Here is a 22,520-nt window from a genome sequence, read left to right on the forward strand (position 1 = left end):
ATGCCGCCGCGCGCCTCTACAGGGGCGAAAGCGAAGGCCGCATCGGCACCCCTAAAACGCAGGGTCACCACGCCGCTTCTGCTGCAGATGCACGCAACCGAGTGCGGCGCTGCCTGCCTGGGCAGCATCCTGGCCTATTACGGGCGCTGGGCGCCGCTTACCGAACTGCGCGAAAAATGCGAGGTGAGCCGTGACGGTTCCAGCGCCGCAAGCATCCTGCGCGCCGCCCGGCACTATGGTCTCAAGTGCAGCGGACTGAGCCTGACCAGCGAGGCGCTCAAGAAGGTGGAATTGCCCCTGATCCTGTTCTGGCAGTTTCACCATTTCCTGATTCTCGAAGGATTCGACAGAGACAATTTCTACCTCAACGATCCCGCCACCGGGCGCCGCACGGTTTCGGCCGAAGAGTTCGACAAGGGCTACAGCAACGTTGCCCTGAGATTCGAGCGTACGGCGGATTTCCGTCCGGGCGGCGAAAGACCGGGCCTGTTGAGGCAATTGACGGCCTGGCGCGCGGAATCCTGGGGCGTGGTTGCCGGGACGGTCGCCTGCGGACTGATGCTGGCGCTGCTGGCTCTCGTTATTCCCGCAAGCGTCAGTGTTTTCGTGGACCATGTTCTGGCAAACAACCGGCCCTGGGGGGGATTGGTGACGGCTTTTCTGGGCGCCGGCATCCTGGTTTACGTACTGTCCCTGCTCAAGCACCGTTTCCTGAACCGTCTGGCGATCCGCATCTCGGTGGTCGGCTTCAACAGCGGCTTGACGCGGCTGCTTCGCCTGCCGGTCGAGTTCTTCCAGCACAGGCTGGTGGGCGACCTGACCGACCGGGTCACCTCCATCGACCGGATCGCAAAGAACCTGACCGGCCAGCTTCTGGTGCTCATTATCGACATGGCGATGAGCGCGGTATTTCTGGTGGCGATGCTGGCCTACGATGTCTGGCTGGCGCTGACCGTGCTGGCTCTGGCGATCGTGAACGGAGTGCTGGCTTACTTCGTCAAGTCGCTGCGCGCCGATCGCAGCCATGCGATGAGGCGTGAGCAGGGAATGCTGATCGGCGTTGGCATGCAGATGCTGAGTCATGTGGACAACCTGCGCATGACGGCCACGGACGATCGGTTCTTTTCACGCTGGAGCGGCCAGCAGGCGCGCGAACTCGGTGCGCGCCGGCGCTATTCCGAATTGGGCTATCTCGACGCCGCGCTTCCGGGCCTCATCGCTGCGCTACGTGCCGCGGCGATCCTCGGCATCGGAGCCACCCGGGTGATGGCGGGAGACATCACGCTGGGCACGCTCGTCGGACTCTACATTCTGGCGGAGATGTTTCTGGCGCCTATCGGGCGCTTCCTGGAACTCACGGACAAGCGCCAGGCGCTCGAGACGGACATGCAAAGGCTGGAAGACATCTCCAGGGCGGAGGAAGATCCCGTTTTCGCCCGCCGCAGTCCCGAGTCCGAGTCGATCCCCACGTTCAATGGCCGACTGCAGCTTGCAGGCCGCGTCGAATTGCGGGAGGTCACCTTCGGCTACAACAAGGCCAGGCCGCCGTTGATCAAGGACTTCAACCTGGTAATCGGGCCGGGGCGCCGGGTGGCCGTGGTCGGCCCCAGCGGTTCCGGCAAATCCACCCTGTCGCGGCTGGTTGCGGGCATCTATCAGCCCTGGTCCGGCGAAATCCTGTTCGATGGCCATCCGCGGCATGAGATTCCCGAGGAAGTACTGCGGCGATCCGTTTCCATGGTGGATCAGGACGTGGTGCTTTTTTCCGCTTCCCTGCGCGACAACATCACCTTGTGGAACCCGGCCGTACCGGACGAAGCCGTCATCGCCGCGGCGCGGGATGCCTGCATCCACGACGAGATTCTTCGCCGGCCGCAAGGCTATGCCACCCGGGTCGAGGAAGCCGGCGTGAATTTCAGCGGCGGCCAGCGTCAGCGGCTGGAAATCGCCCGCGCGCTGGTGGGCAATCCGACCGTGCTCATTCTGGACGAGGCCACCAGCGCGCTGGATGCGGCCACGGAGGAATACGTAGATGATGCCTTGCGGCGCAGGGGCGTGAGCTGCCTGATTGTGGCGCACCGGCTGAGCACCGTCAGGGACTGCGACGAAATCATCGTGCTCGACAAGGGCGTCGAAGTGCAGCGTGGCAACCACGACCAGCTGATCGCGGACAGGGAAGGCACCTATTACAAGCTCGTCAAGGCTGGTTGAAGCGATGTCAGGTCCGGAATTCACGTCGATTGCGGAACTCGCCGGCCAACCCGTGCCCTGCGCCGGCAACATGCCGGTGAAGCTGGACGACCCGGACAGCGTCTGGTTCATCGATCAGGGCGCCGTCGATCTGTTCCTGATTGAATTCAAGGACGGTGTGGAGCAGACGGCGCCGCAGCATCTCTTGCGCGCGGAGGCCGGCGGCTTTCTGCCGGGCGTCGCGCCGGATGAGGACGACACGACGTTCAGCCTGATCGCGAAGGGATTGCCCGGTACGTTCCTGAAACGGCTGCCGGCGAGCATGCTCTCCAGGTTGGACCCGGCCGAACTGGCCGAACAGACCGATGCCTGGCTGAGCGGCGTTACCGACACGCTGTTCCGTTATGCAACCCACAGTCCGCGCCCCGATGCGCTGGTCGAACCGGATCAGACACGAACCCTGGGCCCGGGGACGGTGTCCGTCAGGCGTGGAGTCGTATGGGTATCCCAGCCGCCCGCAGGCGCCAGCCTTTTCATGGACCTGATCGACTGTGCGGAACTCAGCGGGGCAGGCGGCTCGCAAGAGGCCGTGATTCCGCTGACTCAAACCGGCTGGCTCACCCTGTCCGAAGCCGCGGAACTTTCCGCCAGATCATCCGAGACGCTGGCGGCGGAAGGCGCGCTGCTATCGGCGCTGGCTTCCTTTCACGCCGTTGCCTTTGCCCTTGAGCGGCTCAATCGCCGGCTCGCGGTAGTCGATAGCGCGAACCTGGAGCGCGCGCGGACGAGCAGCCGCCGCGTGGCCGAGGAAGTCGCCCGGCGCCGGCTGTTCAATATCTATGACCTGCCGGACGATCGGAGCGCGGACGCGGACGATACGGCTCTTGCCGATGCCGTGAAGATCGTCGGCCGCCGCGAGGGCATCGAATTCAGGGTTCCGGCGCGCTCCGGACCTTTCGATTCACCGGTCGGGCTGGCCGATATCCTTGATGCCTCCGGCGTACGTGCCCGGCGGGTGCGATTGAGCGCCGACGACAACTGGTGGCGGGGCGACAGCAATGCGATGCTGGCCTTCCGGGCCGAGGACGGCCGTCCCGTCGCGCTGCTGCCGGGAGCGTTCGGGCGCTACAGGGAAATCGATCCGGTCAGCAAGCGCAGCAGCAGGGTAACGGCGGAGCGCGCGGGCGCACTGCAGGACGATGCGTGGATGTTCTATCCGCCCTTGCCGCCGGGCAGCGCGGAACCGGCCGATCTTTTCCGCATCGGTCTGCGAGGATCGGGCGCGGATCTGGTGCGGCTGGTTTTTGCGGGACTGCCGGGCGGTCTGATCAAGCTGGCGCCGGCCTTCGCTCTCGGCTTCGTCGCGAACCATATCGTCCAGGGCGGAAGTCCCGGCGCGCTCTACGCGGTGGCCTTGGCGCTGGCGGGTCTGGGCCTGCTCGGCGCACTGCTGCACCTGCTTCAGGGTACGGCGATGATGCGGCTGGAGAACCGCTCGTCGTCGCGGATCGAGGCCGCCTTCTGGGACCGCCTTCTGCGGCTGCCCCGAAGCGTTTTGCGCCGCTACCCGGCCGGCGATCTGGCCATGTCGGGGATGACCTTCCAGAATCTGCGCGACGGATTGCAGGGAGCGCTCGCGGACAGCGTGTTGTCGCTCATTTTCCTGCTCCCCGTTTTTGGCGTCATTTTCTTTTACGACGCAACGCTCGGAATCATCGCCCTTGTCTTCAGCCTGACGTCGCTGCTGGTGACGGTAGCGCTCGGATCGGGTCAGGTTTCATCCCACGGCCGCATGGCCGGCGCAGTACGCCGCGCAACCGGGAACCTGTTCCAGATCATCAAGGGGATCGCCAAGCTGCGTGTCGAGAACGCGGAAGGGTCGGCTTTCGCCATGTCCGCCAGGGATTATCGCGAGCAAAAGCGCGCGGAGTACGATTTGGGCACGATGCAGGGGCATTTGCAGGCCTTCGGCGCCGCGCTCCCCTTCCTCGCGGGCGCGGCACTGCTTTTCGCGGTGGCGACGACCGGCGACCGGACTGTCCCGGTCAGCGATTTTCTCGTCGTTTACACAGTGTTCATTGCCTATCAGGTTGCCGTTGCCCGGCTGGGCGAGTCATTCGGCGTGATTGCCGGCATGCGGCCGGCGTTCGACCACATGCGCCCCCTGCTCGCCGCGGCTCCCGAGACCGCGGTCGAGGGCGAGCCGATCGAATACCTGGCCGGGGAGGTTCTGTTCGACCATATCTCCTTCCGCTACGATCCCGACGGCCCGCTGATTCTCGACGACGTCACGATACGCGCCCGTCCCGGAGAGTTCGTCGCCATTGCCGGCGAATCCGGGGCCGGCAAGAGCACGCTGTTCCGGCTTGCGCTGGGCGTGGACCAGCCATCCTCCGGATCGGTCTATTACGACGGACGCGACCTGCGGCGCCTGAACCTGAAACAGCTGCGCCGGAAAATAGGCGTGGTCCCCCAGTCGGTTCAACTTCATCCCCAGGACCTTTGGGACAACATCGTCGCCCACCACGACGAAGCGTCCACCGAGGAAGCATGGCAGGCGGCCCAGACCGCCGAAATCGAGCGCGAGATCAAGTCCATGCCCATGGGCATGATGACGCTGGTCGGCACCAGCGGCGCAGTCCTTTCAGGCGGGGAGAGTCAGCGCATCACGATCGCGCGCGCGCTGATGCGCGGACCCAGGATTCTGCTGCTGGACGAAGCGACCAACTGGCTCGACAACGAGAGTCAGGCCCAGGTCATGCAGAATCTGGCCGTGTTGACCTCGACCCGGATCGTCATCGCCCACCGCCTCTCGACGCTGGAACACGCCGACCGCATTTACGTGCTGCAGGCCGGCAAGGTCGTGCAAAGCGGCGCCTTTGGGGAACTCATGGAGGTGGACGGGGTATTCCGGGACCTGGTCAAGAGGCAGATCGCTTAAGCGGAATCCGTTGAAGAAACCCCTCAACGCAGCGAAATATCTCGTCGAAAAAGCCGGTTCCGATGGCCCGTTTCGCCAACGCCTGCTGGCGGCGCCGAAAGAAACGATCGAAACGGAGCTGGGCGTGACGATGGCCGACGGCCATGAGATACATGTTCACGAAAACACGAACACCGTCACGCATCTCGTCCTTCCGCCGCCGAGCAGGCTTAGCGAGGAAGAGCGCGAAGCGGCCAGGACCGGCGTGGCGTCGCTCGAGTATCTCCGGAAGACCATGTACGATCCCGCGCCCGACATTCGTCCGCCGGCCGGACAGCCGGCAACGATGCCGGGCGGCTCCCCTGCGTCCGGGACGCTTGCGGCAGCGGGCAGGGAGAGCATTCGCCGCGGCCTTGCGTTCCTGGATTCCGCAGTGGACTCAAATGGCGCCTGGCACTGCATCCGGTTCAGCACGGCCGACCCGGACATTCCGCGGCATTTCGAGAGGCCGGCTTTCGTATCCGCTTTCTGCGCGCTGGCTCTGGAAAGTTGCGGGGAGGCGGTAGCCAGGGCCATCTGCAGCCGCACGAGGCAGTATCTGGTCGACACTATCGAATACCCGGGATTGTGGCGTTACTACCGTCATCTGCCCCGGGACCTTGACAGCTCCAGTCTCTGTTCGCTCGTTATCGCGGACCACCCCTGGATTGTTCTTGGAAGGAACGTTTCCCGAATGCTGGCCAACCGCGACGAGCAGGGACGTTTCCTGACCTGGTTGCTGGAGGAAGGAGAACCTGATGTCGTTTCGCGCTTTCGCATCGAAGCCGACCCCGTGGTCAATGCGAATGTCATTGCCTGCCTGGGCGACCATCCCGAAACCAGGGACGCTCAAGCCTGGCTGACGGACCTGGTCACAGAGGGCCGTGTCGAGGGTTCGTCCAAGTGGTATCCCGACGCGGTTGCGACCTACTATGCAACCGCCCGGGCCCTGGTTCGCGCCCGGCCCGCTTTCGAGGGTCTGCGTCCGGTGCTTGCCGACGCCATCCTGAAACTGTGCGACGGGGAGGAAGGGTTCGGCAACGTCCTGCAGACCGCTCAGGCGGTGTCGGCGCTCCATAACATCGGATGCCTTGAAGCAGCGAACGTGAGACGCCTGGCGGAAAGGTTGATCGGATCACAGCACGAGGACGGCAGCTGGCCGGAACTGCTGGCATTTGGCGACCAGACGTTGAGGTGGGGCACGGTAGGGCAGATAGGACATGGCTCCGAGGCCATGACCACCGCGTTTTGCATCGAAGCATTGGAGCGCCTGATCGAAATCCTGGCCGGATGAAGGATTTGCGACGATGTCATGCGGTGCTAACATGAACCCCGATGTAAAGCGGGGGTGAACATCCCGTAGAGACGCTGCCATGCCGCAGGAAACAGCCGCAAGCGGTGGCTTTGGGCCACACAATGCCGATGTCTCAAAGCTGATCGAGCCTTCGATCCGAACGGCCCTGCCGCACTATCTGCCGCTGGGCGTATTTCCTCTGATTCTCGCCGCGGCGGCCTATGGAGGCTGGTGGTTATTGCCGCCGTTTCTGTTCTTTGCCGCCGCCACGCCGCTCGATCGGGCGTTGGGTCTCGACGGACGCAACATGGATCCGGCCAGAGCGCCGGGTCGCCGCCTGATCTGGCACAACCTGCCGGTCTGGTGCTGGGCGTTTCTTTGGCCTGTCACTCTGGTTTTCGGCCTGTGGCAGATTCTGGTTGCGAGTCCGTTTGCAATCTGGGAGAACGTGATACTGGCGATCATCCTGACGATGGAGGCGCAGGCGGTCTTCATTGTCGGTCACGAACTGGTTCACCGGCGCACTCCCTGGGAACGACGGTGGGGCGAATTCCTGCTTGCCTCGGCCTCCTATCCTCAATACGCCACGGAACATGTCTACATCCACCATGCGCAGGTGGGCACGCCGCACGATGTGGGGTCCGCACCCAAGGGCGAGAGTTTCTGGAGTTATTTTCCGAAGGAAATCGTGAGCAACCTCACCAACTCGTGGAAAATGGCAAGCCAGCTCCTGGCGCGCCGCCGCCTGCCCGTCTGGCATTACAGCAATCCGTTCTGGCGATACGGCGTCTATATTGCGTTCTGGTACGGACTGGTGTTCTGGATGGGCGGCATCTGGGCGGTCCTGGTCTTTGTCTTCCTCGGCTTTGGTTGCGTGTTCTCGATGAAGATCAGCAACTATCTGCAGCACTACGGTCTTCGCCGGGTCCTTCTTCCCAACGGCCGCTGGGAAAAGGTGGCGCCGCGCCATTCCTGGAGCGCCGACTGGAAGTTCAGCAACTGGATGTTCTTCAACATGCAGCGCCACGCGGACCATCATGCGCTGGCCAGCCGACCCTATCCGCTGCTGCAGATCACCGGGGCGGACGAATCGCCGTTCCTGCCGGGCACCTACAGCGACCTGATGAACATCGTGCTGCGGCCGAAGCGCTGGTTCGAGAAGATGGATCCGCTGGTGGATCAATGGCGCAAGCACTTCTACCCCGAAATTGACGACTGGAGCGCCTACGACAGCCCCGTTGCCGCAGCACGGCCCGAGCATCTGAGCGCAATCATTGAAATCTTCGGGTCCGCCCCGCGGCTGGCGCGATGGATCGAACGCAATCCCGAACTGCTGGACAATCTCAAGGATCCGGAATTCACCGATCTCGATCTGCCCAGGGGGTTCATGTCGGACCCCGAAGTCGAATCGATCGCGCGTCGCGGGCTGGCGCGAGTGTATTGGACTTTCGAGATGAGCGTCGAGGAAATGAAGGGCCTGATAGCCGAGATTCCGGCGACCGATGCGAATGACACCGCGGAAGTGGTGCGTAACTGGTCGAACGACAAGGCATTTCAGATCGGAATGCACGTGGTGCGCGGAAACCTGTCTGCGGACGAGGCCAGGACCGCGCTGTCCAACCTGGCCGAAGTCTCGATCGCGACCGTGCTGGCCTCGGTGGTCGCGGATTTTGTGGACCGGCGCGGGCCCGTGAGTGAAGGTGGGGCCGCCGCGATACTCCTGGGCGATCTCGCCGGCCGGGAGGCTCATCCGGGCGTTGCGGCCGATTTCCTGTTTGTGCATGACGGCCCGGGCGACGGCGGGCGGCTATGCGCGCTGTTTCTCGACAAGCTGACCGGTCTGACGCAGAACAGCCTGTTGTTTTCCCCGGTCCCGCACGGGACGGAGCGCTGTGTCGTGCTGCCGTCAAGCGATCTGGCCGAGCATTGCAGGAGTGTCGGCGCGGCCAGGGGGCCCGACTTGACCAGGGCGCGCTGCGTATTCGAGACCGGCGATTCGAGAATAGGGGGCCGCTTCGACGAAGTGCGGCGCGACGTTCTGTCCGAATGGGGCGCATCGACGGTGGCGGAAACCGCGCCCGACGCTGAAGCGGAACTCGACGCCTTTCTTACGCGCGCCTGAGGGCGTCCGTTGATCCAGACCCGAACGGAAACGCATAGCGTTAATACGCCCCAATGAAGAAGACGGCTGCCGACCGGGGCATCGTCAAGCTGCCCGCGCTTGCGCCGCACCTGGAATTCCACGTCATCGGCGAACAGCAGACCCTGCTGGTTTCGGAGTCGTTCAATACGCTGCTGCACGGTGAAATCTATTGCAAGCTGCTGCCCGTGCTCGATGGCCGGCGCGAGCAGGAAGAGATTGCCGCCGTCCTCAAGGCCGGACACACCGCCTCGGAAGTTCGCGCGGCCATCGCTTCACTTGCCGCCAGGGGCTACGTAGTCTCCGGCGGGCATGGAATGGACAGGAGCCGGGCGGCCTACTGGTCGTCGCTCGGCGCCTCGCCGTGCCGGGCGGAGCAGAGCCTGGCGGAATCGCGCATCGAAATTGTGGGTGACGAGGGCCGTCTGGCACGGCATATGGAAGAACTCGGCGTCACCGCAGGGACCGCCGCGCCCAAGCTCACCGTGATCGTTTGCGACGAGTATCTGCAAGAGCGCCTTGCGGAGGTGAATCGACACCGGCTTGAAACAGGTGTGCCGTGGATGCTGATGCGCCCCCGCGGCATACAGCCGCTGTTCGGTCCCGTATTTCGGGCGGATGGAGAAGGACCCTGCTGGGCCTGCCTGGCTTACCGGCTTGGCGGTCACCAGGAAGTGCATCAGTTTCTCAGAAATGTCGTGGGCGAGAAGGCCGCCTTCAAACCGTTTGCCGCCGACCCCGTGCTGCTGGATGCGCTGTACGGGCTGATTGCGGCGGAAATCGTCAAGTGGCTGGTGCTGGATGAGGCGGCGCCGTTGCACGAACAGGCGATGACGATGGACATCGGAACGTTCACGAGTTCGCGCCACCGCGTCATGCGCCGGCCGCAGTGCCCGGCCTGCGGCGACGAAGACCTTTTCCGTGCGGACCGGGCGCCCGTGGCCTTGCAGCTGAAGTCCAGCCCCAGGGCCGTCAGCAACAGCGGTGGCGCGCGCACCGTGGCCCCGGAAGCAACGCTGGCGAAATACCGCCACCTGGTAAGCCCGATCAGTGGCGTCGTGACCTGGCTGAAGCGCACTACCGACGAGGCCGATTCCTGGCTGCATGTCTATTGGGCGGGAAGCAATCTCGGCATGAGGAGCCGGACCCTGAGTTCGCTCCGACGCAGCCTGCGGAGCAAGAGCGCCGGCAAGGGCAGCACGCGCGAGCAGTCGGAGGTCAGCGCGCTGTGCGAAGCCCTCGAGCGATATTCGGGCTGCCTTCATGGTGACGAGATCCGCGCCCGCAGGCGATTCACCGATTTTTCGGATGATGATGAGGCAATACACCCCAACGATGCGCAACTCTTCAGCGATACCCAGCTTGACAACGCCGAGAGCATCAACGCGAAGGGGCACCCGTACAACATCGTGCCTCCACGCATGGATCCCGATGCCGAACTGGACTGGACGCCCGTCTGGTCGTTCACGCAGCAGCGCCATCGCTATCTGCCCACCTCGATGCTCTACAGCATGGCCCCCGAACAGCGCGCCGCCGGCGACCTGATTGCCGACTCCAATGGCTGCGCCGCGGGCAACACCCTGGAGGAGGCCATACTGCAGGGCTTCTACGAACTCGCCGAGCGCGACGCCTTTGCCATCTGGTGGTACAACAGACTCAAGGCGCCGGCAGTGGATCTCGCCAGTTTCGACGACGAGTACCTCGCAACGGCTGCGGGCTACTACGCACGGTTTGAGCGGGACCTGTGGATGCTCGACGTCACCTCCGATATCGGAATTCCCGCATTCGTTGCGCTCTCGCGACGGCCCGATGCGGAAACCGAGGACATCATCTACGGTGCCGGCGCCCATGCCGACCCGCGTATTGCGGCCCTGCGCGCGGTTTGCGAATTGAACCAGTGCCTTACCTGGCTGCCGCGCCCCGGAAGCCGCGACGGCCGGCCCATGATCGACGATCCGCTGGCGCTCTGGTGGTGGAAAACCGCCCGGCTGGCCGATTGTTCCTGGCTGGCGCCGGCGGAAGACGCGCCGCTGCGCAAGGCTTCGCATTACAGGGTGATCGAGACGGCCGACATGCGCGAGGATGTGGAATACTGCCGGACGCGAGTCGAGGCCGGAGGCATGGAGTTCCTGGTCCTGGACCAGACGCGGCCCGACATCGGCATGCCCGTGGTGCGCGTCATCGTGCCGGGCCTCCGCCATTTCTGGGAACGACTCGCTCCGGGGCGTTTGTATGACGTGCCGGTCAGCATGGGCCGCCGCAGCCGCCCGCTGGCCGAGGCCGACATCAATCCCGCACCGGTGATCGCCTGAGGAGACAGCTTGGACATTGACGAAGCAATAACGCGGACCCAGGACCGGCTTGCGGAAGAGGGCGGCACCATGGCCGATTTGCTCGGGCACCTGAGAAACAGGATTTCGGCGGTCCTTATCGGGGACCGGGAATGGCAGCGGGTGTTGGAATGCGCCGGAAGACTTCCGATAACGATGGCCGCCCTGCCGTTCGGCTTCGAACTGCCACTGCACGACCGCAGGCCGGAAGCGGATTTCGGAGCCTCTCTGGCAAGCGGAACCCGGGCGGGGGCCTGGTTCGAAGAAACTGCGCGGGGCGGACAAGCGGATGAAACGGCGAGAGCGGTCGTGCGCCTGTTCAGGGAAATGGAATCCGAAGGCTCGCCGCTGCGTGAAATCGTCGGGCGCAAGCTGATGCTGGAATACGACATAGGCTCGGCGAGCGGCGACGAGCATGCGCAACCCGGAATCTTCCTGCGGCCCGGCGAGCGTCCGATCGTTGGCGGGGGCCAGCTGAACGATGTGGGCACGGTGGTCGGCGCACTTGTTTCCTGCGTGGGCTGGAAGATGAACGATGCTCAGCGGAAGAGTCTCGAACGGGTTTACCGGGCGCAGCCCGAAGACACGCGAATGGATTCCTTCGGGGTATTCCCTTCCCGTTCACGCGCGATCCGCCTGGCGATCATGGGGTTCAAGTCGCAGCAGGAAATATGTTCCTTTCTTCGGGACACTGGCTGGCCGGGTCGGATTTCGGCCGTGGAGTCGGTGATTGCACGCTTCAGGGAACGGGCCAGCATCGTCAGGTCCGGCGCGAACATAGACGTTGAGGAAAATGGCGTGGGTTCAGCGCTCGGTCTCACGCTCATCGTCAAGCAGAGATATACGAAAGATGCGCGCTACTGGCTCGACGGGCTTACGGATTGGGACCCGTTTCTGGAAGCCCTCGGCCATGAGGATCTGGTAGTCCCGGAAAAGCTCGGTGCGCTTGCCGGCTGGGTGTCCAAACCCTCCATGCTGTTCGGAAAGACCGGGCGTTACGTACTGTTAAGAGGCATTCACCACATCAAGCTGGTCATCTCCGGGAACAAGCTTCGCAAGGCCAAGGCTTACGTGTTCATGGTGCTGTCCGGAGAGGTATCGGACCAGGGGGCTAGTTGACCCAATGCGCAGGACGTATATGCGCGAACCATCCCCCGCTCGTATTGAGCGGGGGACAGCTTTCAATGTCGAACCGGCGCGGAACCGCAGTTCCGCGACCTAGCCGGCGCTTGGCCGGCCGGTTCGGTTTACCAGCAGCAGCAGAGGCCGGCTGAGATGGCCTCGAGTTGCTCTTCGGTTATGTTCGGATCAGGAGGCAATGCGAGATGCACGGTCTGCATGTCGCTCTCATGAACCTGGATTGTCATCGAATCAGGAATCGAGATATCCAATTCCTTGCTGATGGTGCTTTTGGGATCTGCCAACAACTGTTGCCGGAATTCCGCGTCCAGAGCGGATTTCTCGACGATCTGCTGCAGCATCTGTTCTCCACTTCTCATAGTAAACCCCCGTCTTATTGAGTTGCTTCAGAGGCCTTCGCCACGTTTCCCGTTAAAGAATCGCAGCGTTGGTGAAGTTCATTGTATCAGACCATGCCGTACAATATTCACTGCGCGTTTTGCAGTCGGGGCGATGCCGTGGATCACAGCAAATTCAGCCGGACCGCACTTCGACGCGTGCGCTGATGCGATTCCGCGGCGTCTGTGCGGCTCTCGCGCTCATGGTTCCATGGGGCGCCGCTGCACAGACTCTTGATTTTTCCGGCGACCTGAGCCTGCAGACCCGCTGGTTTCCCGAAACGCCGGCCTTCGCGGGCCAGCGTGCGGGAAGCGGCGGCGTGGTCGTCGAGCCCACGCTTTACTGGGACATCACGGAAACGGCCAGCTTTACCTTTACCCCGCTTTACCGCTACGACAGCGCCGATTCGCGACGCACTCATGCGGACCTGCGCGAGGCCTACCTGCTGATGTACGGGGACTGGGGCGAAACTGCCTGGGAGCTTCGCCTGGGAGTTGATCGCGTGTTCTGGGGCGTGGTCGAGCTGCACAACCTCGTGGACGTCGTCAACCAGTTCGACCTGATCGAGCATCCGCGCGAAGAAGCCAAACTGGGTCAGCCCATGGCGTACCTGACGCTCTCCGGCGGCTGGGGCATGGCGGAGTGGCTGGTGCTGCCCTACCATCGCAAGCGCACGTTTCCGGGGTCTCACGGACGCTTTCGGGGCCCTGTGCCGCTTGTTGACGACGCCTTGTACGAAAGTGGCGGCGAAGAGCGCCACATCGATCTGGCCGCCCGTTACAGCAACACCGTCGGGCTGCTGGACTTTGGCCTGAGCGCGTTCGTGGGAACCAATCGTGAGCCCTTTTTCGTTCCGGCCCTCCCGCCCGGCCTGATTCCCGGCCCGGACACCCCCTTTATTCCCTACTACGAACAGATCCGGCAATTCGGCCTGGACGCGCAACTCACGACCGGGGACTGGATCTACAAGCTGGAAGCGATTCGCCGCAGCGGCGCCCGCAACCTCGCAGGCCTGGAGGAGAACTACCGCGCCTTCATTCTCGGCCTGGAGCGCAATTTCTACGGAGTCTTCGGCTCCGCGGCGGACATGATCGTGTTTGCGGAATGGCACGACGACAGTCGCGGTTCGCTGGCAACGACCGCGTGGGCCAATGACCTGTTTGTCGGGGCCTCGGTCGCTTTGAACGACGTGCAGAGCACCGAGTTCATCGTCGGCGTCCTGGGGGATTTGAGCCGCGATTACCGCGCATTGAACGTGGGAATGAATCGCCGCCTGACGGACAACTGGTCGATGCGCCTGGAAGTGATCGCGCAATTGCGGGTGGATCCGCTGGATATGACATACGCGGGTCGGCGAGACAGTTTCGTGGGGCTGGATATCACATACAGCTACTGATGGCGTTTACGGCTGGCGCATGAACGGACCGCCGGACAGGATGCAGGGGGCGCTGATCGAACGCCTCAAGGCGTACGGCGGGCTGATCCGCCTGGATCGTCCGGCAGGCACCCTGCTTTTGCTGTGGCCCACGTTGTTCGCACTGTGGCTGGCTTCCGGCGGCGATCCGCCGGCCCGCATCCTGCTTGTCTTTGTTGCGGGCACTTTCCTGATGCGTTCGGCCGGCTGTGCGGTGAACGACTACGCCGACCGCCGCGTGGACCGCCTGGTAAAGCGCACCCGCTCGCGGCCGCTGGCGACAGGAGCGATCAGGCCCGCGGAGGCCCTTGCAGTGGCCGGCCTGCTGACTGCCGGCGCAGCCTGGCTGGTTTTCAGCCTGCCGGCGCTGGTGATCGTGCTGGCTGTGATTGGCGCGGCTGTCGCCGGTTTCTATCCCTTCGCGAAGCGGATCATGCCGGCCCCCCAACTGGTATTGGGCGTGGCGTTTTCGTGGGGCGTTCCGATGGCGTACGCCGCCGTTTCGGATCTCGGCAATCCCTCACTGTGGATGCTTTGGCCGCTGACTTTCCTGTGGGTGGTGATTTACGACACCGTTTACGCCATGGTGGATCGGGATGACGATGAGCGGATCGGCGTGCCGTCAACGGCGATCCTCCTGGGCCGGCACGATGTGCTGTTCATCATCGTGGCGCATGCGGCGTACCTGGCCGGCATGTTCGGACTGGGATCGGCGGTCGGCCTTGGGCCGGCTTACTTCGCTGGCGTAGCCGGCGCGGCGCTGTGCGCAGGCCGGCAGATCGCGCTGGTTCGAGGCAGGGACCGCAAGCAGTGCTTTCGGGCCTTCAACAACAATTCGCTGCTCGGCTTCCTTCTCTTTGCCGGGCTGGCGCTGGACATGCTCTTCACCGCAGGTTGACGAGGTGTTCCCCGGGATGCGATACGGGGCTTTCTTTGTGATACGATCAGAAAGTCTGGTTGGACTTGCGGTAAATACAAGCGGGGCGTGGAGCCGTGATCACAAAGGCAGACAGGCATGTTGTCCGCTGAGGACATGCAGCGCCATCTTATTCAGAGGGCGGCTGACGATAGCGATTTCCGCCGGGGACTCATAGCGGACCCCAAGGGCACGCTGTACCAGGAATTCGGCATCGAGATTCCGGACCATATTGAGTTTCACGTGCACCAAAGCGACATGCGCACCGTGCATGTCGTTCTGCCGCCCGACCCGGTGCTGGACGAGGAGCAACTCGAGGCGATTTCGGCCGGCATGTGCTGCTGCGGAATCTGACCGGGTCCCGTATTGTCAGGTGGCTGGCCTGCCTGCCGGTCGGTATTGGCCTGATCGCCGCAGCGGCCGCGAGCGGCCAGTCCATTGAAGCGGCGCGCACCGCGCTGAACGAGGGCCGGTTCCTCGAGGCCGCGGAAATCGCCGAAGTCCTGGACACTTCCGACGGATACGCGCTGGCGGCCGAAGCGCTGGCGATACACGGGCATTATCTGGCGGCGGAAGAAACAAAAGCCGAACTGCTCGGCCGCGCAATGCAACTGGGACAGGAGGCCATTCGTAAGAATTCGGAGAATCCGGCAGCGCACCTTCAGCACGCCCATGCCATGGGGCGCTATACGCAGGCGGTGGGCACGCTGAAGGTCAAGCGCGACTATGCCGGACGGGTGCGGGCGGCGCTGGAGCGAGCGCTGTTCCTGAAACCGGGACTGGCCGAGGCGCATCTGAGCCTGGGAGCCTGGCATGCGGAGGCCATCCGGGGCGGAGGATTCATGGCCAGGGTGCTGTTCGGGGCCAGCGGAAATGAGGCTCGCGCGCACTACGACGCCGCGCTTGAGCTTGCGCCGGATGCGAAGATCGTTCACGCGGAATATGCCCTGGGCCTGTTGCTTCTCGACAGGCGCAAACACCGTGATGAAGCCCGCAGCCTTCTGGAGCGCGCCAGGGACCTGCCCTCCCGGAACGCCCACGATCGCATCGTTCATGATCGGGTGATTGCGAAACTGTCGGAGCTTGACGTTCGAACATAACGGTAGAATCCATCGACCGGACACTTGCAGGGCGGCGCCAGGGTTTTGACGAATAAGCCGATACTTGAGATTCCATCCGCCTACAGGGCCGGATACGAAAAAGCCCGTCTCGAGGATCAGGCAGCGGCCGACAACTACGTCCTGCACACGACCGTTGGCGATCCACAGTTGGACCCGGTGATGGAGGAAATATCCGATTTACCTCCTCCCGCACTGCATCGGTTCATCCACGCAGGGATAGAGCAGCAGCAGGACCAACTCAAGCAGGCGCCGAAGGTCATGCGCGATTTCTTTGAGGAAATCGAGCACCCTCCGGAGTGGTTCGACTACAAGGCGTGCAACGCGGGGATCCGCGCCTTTTATGCAAACGCGAATTTCGTTCTGGTCGCATTCGTCGCGGGCGTACTGATCGAAGGCTTTTCCTCGCTGATCGCCACTTCCTTCAATATCACATCGCGCACCGTGACCGGGCCCGGAGACCGACGGCTGAGACAAAACAACCGGCAATTGATGGAGATCTTCGTGCCGGGGGGTTTGCACCGTTTCGGCGACGGGTGGAAGCTCTCCGTGCGGGTCAGATTCGTTCACGCCCGCATCCGCAGCCTGCTGGCGAAAGCGGAGCCCTGGGATGCCCAGGCATGGGGCACCCCGCTGAGTGCGGCCCACCTCGGCTATGCGATCTGCGTATTCTCGATTCGTCTCGTGGAACAGGCAATATCGGTGGGCGCAAGGTTTGCCAAAGACGAGATCGCCAGTTTCCTGGCCTTGTGGCGGTTCGTCGGCCATCTCATGGGCATACCCGATTCCATTCTGTACGCCAATGAAGCCCAGGCACGGCATCTCATCAGGATCACCCTGATGTGCGAGCCCCCGCCCGGGCGACATTCCATCGAAATGGCCCAGGCGTTTGTGCACAACGTGCCCACGGTCGCGGGAATCGAGGATCCCAGGGAAGCCGATTCCGTGCGCGGCCTGGTCTTCCGGCTTTCCCGTGCGCTGATCGGCAACGATCTGGCCGACGCCCTGCAGTTTCCGAGAAGCAACCGACTGGGCACGCTCTATTTCTTCCGCATGAAGCAGATCGTTACGCGCATGCTCAAGGGCACCCGGTCGGCCCACCTGGCGGATTTCCTGCAGTTACTCGACGTTTCGCAATATGATGAGGAAGGCATGAGCTACGTGATGCCGGACCACTGGCACACGTCGAAGCAAAATCCCTGGTAAGCATGACCGTGATTTTCATCGAAGCACGCGAACCGGCCTGTCTCCGGAGCAACTGCGGGCCGGCGCGATGAATCCGGCGCTACTCGACCGGTATATCGCCGCGGTCCTGCGCTTCCGCTGGCTGATTGTTGCCGCCGCCACCCTGTTCATGCTGGCGATGGCGGCCGGCGGACGGTTCATCACGGTTTCCAACGACCATCGGATTCTGTTCGGCGAGGACAACCCGCAACTCGCCGCCTACGACGCCCTCGAGGACACCTACACGTCATCGAATACGGCGCTCATCGCCGTGTCGCCCAGCCAGGGCAACGTATTCACCCGCGAGACGCTCGGCGTAATCGAGAGGATGACGGAAGAGGCCTGGCAGGCGCCTTATTCGAGCCGCGTGGACTCGTTGACCAACTACAGCCACAGCGAGGCGCTGGGGGACGACCTGATCGTAGGACCTTTGGTGGAGGACGCCGCGTCCCTGACTGACGCCGACCTGGACCGGATCGAGGAAATCGCGAACGATTCCATCGAGCTTGTCGGTCGTATGCTGGCCGAAGACGGCAGGGTGGCCGGCCTGGCCATCAATTTCATACCGCCCAGCGAGACCCATGACGCCGCGGTCATGGAACTCAACGCGTACCTCGACCAAATGATGGCCCGGGCGCGCGCCGAGAGCCCGGAGATCGACTTCCATATCACCGGCGACATCGTGATGCAGCGAGCGTTTGCGCAGGCCACCCAGGACGACCTGGAGAGACTGACTCCGATCGTATTCCTCCTGATCGTTGCCGTGGCTTACCTGATCCTGCGTTCGATTTCGGGCGCCCTGAGCATGGTCGTGATGATCCTGTTCTCGGTAGGCACGGCGATGGGTCTGGCGGGGTGGAACCAGACGGTCTTCAGCCCCGTGAACGCCGGGGTGCCGATCATCGTCATGGCGATAACGGTTGCCCAGTCGGTGCATGTCACGACGATGACCCTGACGGCCATGCGCCGGGGACTGGACAAGATGGAGGCTGTTGCCGAATCGGTGCGCGTGAACGCCTTCCCGGTCTTCCTGGCTTCGCTCACGACCGTGATCGGGTTCCTGAGCCTCAATGCCTCCGATTCCCCGCCGTTTCACACGCTCGGAAACTACGTCGCCTTCGGCGTGGCCTGCACCTTCGTCTATTCCATGTCGCTGCTGCCGGCCCTGCTTTCCATACTGCCCCTGCGCGTGAAACCGTCGTCTGCCGGGGAAGTGACTTTCTTCGACCGCTTCGGGGAGTTCGTTGTCGCGCGGCGGAAACCGCTGCTGTGGCTGACCACGATTCCGACGCTGTTCCTGCTGATCGGCATTTTTCGCATCGAGCTCAACGACAGCCTGCCCAACTACTTCGGCGAGCGCTATGAATTCCGGCGGGATTCGGACTACATCATCGAGAACCTGACCGGGCTTGAATCGCAGGAATATTCGCTGGCCTCCCCGGGCGAGGGCGGCATCACCGGCCCCGAATACCTGCGCCAGATCGACGCCTTCGCCGAATGGTTCCGCAGCCAGCCGGAAGTGACCTATGTTCGCGTTTTTTCGGACACGATGAAACGCCTGAACAAGAACATGCACGAGGACGATCCGGCCTACTACCGGTTGCCGGAAGACCAGGCGCTGGCCACGCAGTATCTGTTGCTGTACGAGCTTTCCCTGCCGTTCGGGATGGATCTGAACGACCGCATCGACATCAGCAAGTCGTCCACCCGCATGTCGGTGGTGATGCGGAACATAACCAGCAACGAGCAGCAGGAGCTCGCGGAGCGGGCCCGCGGCTGGCTTGAGAAGAATGCCCCCGGGCTTACGACGGAAGCGACCGGACTCAGCGTCATCGTCTCGCACATCACCGAGCGAAACATCAAGTCCATGCTGCGGGGCACCGTAATCGCGATGGCGCTGATTTCGCTGGTCCTGGTCGTGGTCTTCAAGAGCCTGCGGTTCGGCCTGCTGAGCCTGATCCCCAACTTCATCCCCGCCGGCATGAGCTTCGGCCTTTGGGGGTACCTGGTCGGCAGAGTTGGGATCGCGGCCTCGGTGGTTACTGTCGTGGCCTTCGGCATCATCGTGGACGACACGATTCACTTCCTGACGAAGTACCTGAAAGTTCGTCGCGAGGGCCGTTCCGCTGCCGACGCGGTCCGTTATGCTTTCAGCACGGTGGGCAAGGCCCTGGGGACGACGACCGCGGTGTTGTCGGCCGGGTTCCTGGTGTTCGCCGCATCCGGATTCGAGGTCAGTTGGGCGCTCGGAATCCTGGTGGCCATGACGATCATGTTCGCCTTCCTCGCCGACTTCCTGCTTCTGCCACCCCTGCTGATGGCATTTGATCGGAGAAAACTATGATTCGTGTACCAAGCCGGGCGCGTCCCTTCCGTACCGCGGCCCGTTTCACCCTCTTGCTGGCGCTGACGGGCCTGGTATCGTCGCCCGCCCTTGCCCAGGATCCCTCGCCGGAGGAAATCGGTCTTGCGATCGCGTACGAGGCGGCCGCCCGCAACGATGGTTTCGGTAACTTCACGGCCAATCTGGCCATGATCCTGCGCAACCGTCAGGGTCAGGAGAGCCGCCGCCAGATCCGCTTCAAAGTCCTGGAAGTCGAGGGCGACGGCGACAAGAGCCTGTTCGTTTTCGACCAGCCGCGCGACGTCCAGGGGACGGCGCTGCTGACCCACGGTCATCTCACGGCCCAGGACGACCAGTGGCTGTATCTGCCGGCGTTGAAGCGGGTCAAGCGCATCAGTTCCTCGACCCGCACCGGGTCCTTCATGGGCAGCGAGTTCTCCTATGAGGACATGAGCAATCCGGAAGTCGAGAAATACACCTACCGTTTCCTGCGCGAGGAACCCTGCGGCGATTTGATCTGCACGGTCAACGAACAGGTGCCGGTGGACACGAAATCGAGCTACAGCCGCCAACTGGTTTGGCAGGACAAGGAGCACCTGCGCACCTGGCTGGTCCACTATTACGACCGCAAGAACTCACATCTGAAGACGCTGGTGTTCGCGGGGTACCGGCAGTACCTGGATCGATACTGGCGGGCTGGCGAAATGACGATGGAGAATCACCTGACCGGCAAGAGCACGGTGCTCAACTGGACGGACCTGGAGTTCGGCACCGATCTGGGCGACGGCGATTTCTCCCAGGCGGCCCTCAGGCGCGTGCGCTGACACGTATCGGCTGTTCGTGCTTGCTCGCCCGTCGTTGGTCCCCCTCCTCGTGGGAGACGCCATCCTGGCTCGATTCTCGCTGTCCCTGCTCCAACGCTCCCGCGAGTAGGGAGACCAACGACGGGCTTCAGTTGGCGTGCCTCTAAAAGCGCAGAGCTCTTAGCTGCCGTCTCTGTCGAGTTCGCTACGTAGGGCGCGGGCGGTCAGGCGGGCTATCAGGAAAATCAGCAGGGCGGTGACGACCAGCCCCGTGATGAACAGCGGCTGCGGAATCATCGGAGCGCCGGTCTGCTCCAGCGAAGCCAGGCTGCCCGCCACGGAGCCCAGGTAGACATAGAGAAAAATGGCCGGCAGCATGCCGACGACCGTGCCGAACAAGTAGGCTCCGAAGCTCACGTTGGTAAGCCCCAGGGCATAGTTCAGCAGGTTGTAGGGAATCACTACGGAAAGCCGCGCGAGCAGCACGATCAGCCAGCCCCTGCGGGCAACCGCGCGGTCCAGGGCGCGGAAGCGCGGCATGGCTTCCAGCCGGGATTCGACCCAGTCCCTCGCCAGAAACCTGCCTACAAGAAACGCGCAGCACGCGCCCAGAGTGGCCGCCAGGGATACGAGGGCCACGCCCAGTGCAACCCCGAAAAGCACGCCGGCCGCAAGGGTAAGAATGGAACCCGGAACCATGAATACAGCGGCCAGGATGTACGCGACAACAAAGCCGGCCCAGGCAATGCGCGGGTGCGCCTGCGCCCAGTCGGTCGACTGGATCAGCCACTCGCGCGCAGGCAGCATCCACACGGCGACGAGCAGCGCCGTCAGCGACAGTAGCAGTATCAGCGCTCGCCGCTTCATGCTGGTTGTTGTGACTCAATTACTGGCCACGGTTCCGCGCGACCCGCCGGTAGGCGGGCGCGCAGACCCGGAATATGGCAGCCGCGAGAGGCATGGTGCAGACGGCCATGGTCGCCAGCGCCAGGGGCAGTCGATCGGGCGAACCGAAAACCCGCTCGGTCAGCAGCGCCACGCCCACCGGACCCAGCGACAGGCCGAGCAGGTTTACGCAGAACAGATACACGGCGATGATTCGGGCCCGGAACCGATTCGGAGTCACCTCGTTAAGCGCTACCGGCGAGATGCCGAAGGGCATGCTGATCAGGCACTGCGTTACGCCGATCAGCGTCAGCGCCAGCGTTGCGGTGGACGCGAATGGAAAGGCCACGGCGAAGGGAAGGGCAATCAGGGCGATCGCGAACGCAACCCGGATTTCGGCGTCCCGCGGCCGGCGCCGGCGCAGCCGCTGCGCCGCCACACTGCCCAGGTAAACACCCAGCGGCGCGGTTACCAGCGTGACCGCGCCCAGGCCCAGGCCCGTCTGGGCCTGGGTCCAGCCGAATTCGCGGATCAGGAAAGACGGCGTCCAGGCACCGAAGCTGTACGAATAGGTGACCTGGCAGGTAAAGCCCAGAAAATGGGTCAGGTACAAGGTCCGTTGCGGCCCGCACAGAAATCGGACGAAGGACCTTGCGCTGATCCCGGCTTCGGGCGTCTCTCCGAAACGGGCCGTTTCGCGCACCGAGGCCAGCGTGAGCAAGCCGAGAAGAACGCCCGGCAGGCCCACTACGATGAAGACGATCTGCCAGCCCCTCAGCGCGCCAAGCACGGGCAGATTGGCGCTGCCTCCGCCCGCCACCCAGTTGATGACCAGTCCCCCGGTGAGCGTGGCCAGCCCGATGCCGAGGTACAGGCCCGTGGCATAAGTGGCGGTGGCCCGCAAACGGGCTCTTGGCGGGAAGTAATCGGCGATCAGCGAGTAGGCGGCGGGCGAGAGGGCCGCCTGGCCCACGCCGACCAGCATGCGCGCGGCGAACAGTTGCGCGTAGTTGCTTGCGAGTCCGCAGGCCGCGGTGGCCACGCTCCACAGTACGACTCCGGCGGCAATGACGGCGGGGCGGTTCCACAAGTCCGCCATCCCGGCGGCGAACAGGCCCAGCGTCGTGTAGAAGGCTGCGAACGCCAAGCCGTACAACATGCCGATCTCGACATCGTTCAGGTCGAGGTCGTGCTTCAGGGGTTCGACCAGCAGGGTGATGATGTTGCGGTCGAGGAACGAGCACAGGTACAGGACCGCCAGCAGGATCACGACGTACCATGCGTAGCCGCGCCGGGGCCAACGGGGCGTATCGGTCAGTCCGGTCAAGCTACCGTTCCCGGGTCATGTGGATAACTTTGTGGACAACATCGCCCGTAGCCCTTGG

The 22,520-nt window shown here is 63.4% G+C and carries 16 protein-coding genes; 13 read left to right on the forward strand and 3 right to left on the reverse strand.

Features of this window, described 5'->3' with window-relative positions; genetic code table 11:
* The 6 genes from F4036_09420 to F4036_09445 all read left to right on the forward strand — a co-directional run bounded on the left by F4036_09420 (position 1) and on the right by F4036_09445 (position 12,032).
* A complete protein-coding gene (locus tag F4036_09420; protein ID MYK37958.1) occupies positions 1-2,211 on the forward strand; it encodes an NHLP family bacteriocin export ABC transporter peptidase/permease/ATPase subunit in 2,211 nt (736 codons plus the stop codon).
* 4 nt (positions 2,212-2,215) lie between these two features.
* Positions 2,216-5,131 carry an ATP-binding cassette domain-containing protein gene (locus F4036_09425; protein MYK37959.1) on the forward strand — a complete coding sequence of 972 codons (2,916 nt, stop codon included), beginning with the start codon at positions 2,216-2,218 and terminating at the stop codon, positions 5,129-5,131.
* A gap of 10 nt (positions 5,132-5,141) precedes the next feature.
* The gene (locus F4036_09430; GenBank protein MYK37960.1) at positions 5,142-6,443 is read left to right on the forward strand and encodes a hypothetical protein; all 1,302 of its coding nucleotides are present in this window, start codon (positions 5,142-5,144) and stop codon (positions 6,441-6,443) included.
* Between the two features lie 79 nt (positions 6,444-6,522).
* Positions 6,523-8,565 (forward strand): hypothetical protein, encoded by a 2,043-nt coding sequence (locus F4036_09435; protein MYK37961.1) that lies wholly within the window; start codon positions 6,523-6,525, stop codon positions 8,563-8,565.
* Between the two features lie 53 nt (positions 8,566-8,618).
* Entirely contained in the window at positions 8,619-10,895 is a 2,277-nt protein-coding gene (locus tag F4036_09440; protein ID MYK37962.1) for a TOMM precursor leader peptide-binding protein, read from the forward strand.
* Positions 10,896-10,904: 9 nt separating this feature from the next.
* Positions 10,905-12,032 (forward strand): hypothetical protein, encoded by a 1,128-nt coding sequence (locus F4036_09445; protein ID MYK37963.1) that lies wholly within the window; start codon positions 10,905-10,907, stop codon positions 12,030-12,032.
* Positions 12,033-12,160: 128 nt separating this feature from the next.
* Here the strand turns inward: F4036_09445 and F4036_09450 are convergent, their stop codons facing one another.
* Positions 12,161-12,412 (reverse strand): NHLP leader peptide family natural product precursor, encoded by a 252-nt coding sequence (locus F4036_09450; GenBank protein MYK37964.1) that lies wholly within the window; start codon positions 12,410-12,412, stop codon positions 12,161-12,163.
* A gap of 185 nt (positions 12,413-12,597) precedes the next feature.
* Here F4036_09450 and F4036_09455 point away from each other — a divergent pair, with 185 nt between their 5' ends.
* From F4036_09455 to F4036_09485, 7 genes are all read left to right on the forward strand, one after another.
* Complete coding sequence (locus tag F4036_09455) at positions 12,598-13,827, forward strand: hypothetical protein (protein ID MYK37965.1); 1,230 nt, start codon at positions 12,598-12,600, stop codon at positions 13,825-13,827.
* A gap of 40 nt (positions 13,828-13,867) precedes the next feature.
* Positions 13,868-14,743: a 4-hydroxybenzoate octaprenyltransferase gene (locus F4036_09460; protein ID MYK37966.1), complete on the forward strand. Its 876-nt coding sequence runs from the start codon at positions 13,868-13,870 to the stop codon at positions 14,741-14,743.
* Between the two features lie 117 nt (positions 14,744-14,860).
* Positions 14,861-15,115, forward strand: a complete 255-nt coding sequence (locus F4036_09465; GenBank protein MYK37967.1) for an NHLP leader peptide family natural product precursor — start codon at positions 14,861-14,863, stop codon at positions 15,113-15,115.
* On the forward strand, positions 15,097-15,861 hold the full coding sequence (locus F4036_09470; GenBank protein ID MYK37968.1) for a hypothetical protein: 765 nt from the start codon (positions 15,097-15,099) through the stop codon (positions 15,859-15,861). The genes F4036_09465 and F4036_09470 overlap by 19 nt, the downstream gene beginning before the upstream one ends.
* A gap of 45 nt (positions 15,862-15,906) precedes the next feature.
* Positions 15,907-17,085 (forward strand): DUF2236 domain-containing protein, encoded by a 1,179-nt coding sequence (locus tag F4036_09475; GenBank protein MYK37969.1) that lies wholly within the window; start codon positions 15,907-15,909, stop codon positions 17,083-17,085.
* Positions 17,086-17,152: 67 nt separating this feature from the next.
* Complete coding sequence (locus tag F4036_09480; GenBank protein MYK37970.1) at positions 17,153-19,447, forward strand: MMPL family transporter; 2,295 nt, start codon at positions 17,153-17,155, stop codon at positions 19,445-19,447.
* A complete protein-coding gene (locus F4036_09485) occupies positions 19,444-20,271 on the forward strand; it encodes an outer membrane lipoprotein-sorting protein (protein MYK37971.1) in 828 nt (275 codons plus the stop codon). Before F4036_09480 ends, F4036_09485 begins: the two co-directional genes overlap by 4 nt.
* Before the next feature lie 159 nt (positions 20,272-20,430).
* Here the strand turns inward: F4036_09485 and F4036_09490 are convergent, their stop codons facing one another.
* Positions 20,431-21,117 carry a TVP38/TMEM64 family protein gene (locus tag F4036_09490; GenBank protein ID MYK37972.1) on the reverse strand — a complete coding sequence of 229 codons (687 nt, stop codon included), beginning with the start codon at positions 21,115-21,117 and terminating at the stop codon, positions 20,431-20,433.
* 19 nt (positions 21,118-21,136) lie between these two features.
* Entirely contained in the window at positions 21,137-22,462 is a 1,326-nt protein-coding gene (locus F4036_09495) for an MFS transporter (GenBank protein ID MYK37973.1), read from the reverse strand.
* Between the last annotated feature and the right edge of the window lie 58 nt (positions 22,463-22,520).

This window comes from Gammaproteobacteria bacterium, from assembly GCA_009845905.1.
Classification (GTDB): Bacteria; Pseudomonadota; Gammaproteobacteria; order Steroidobacterales; family Foliamicaceae; genus Foliamicus.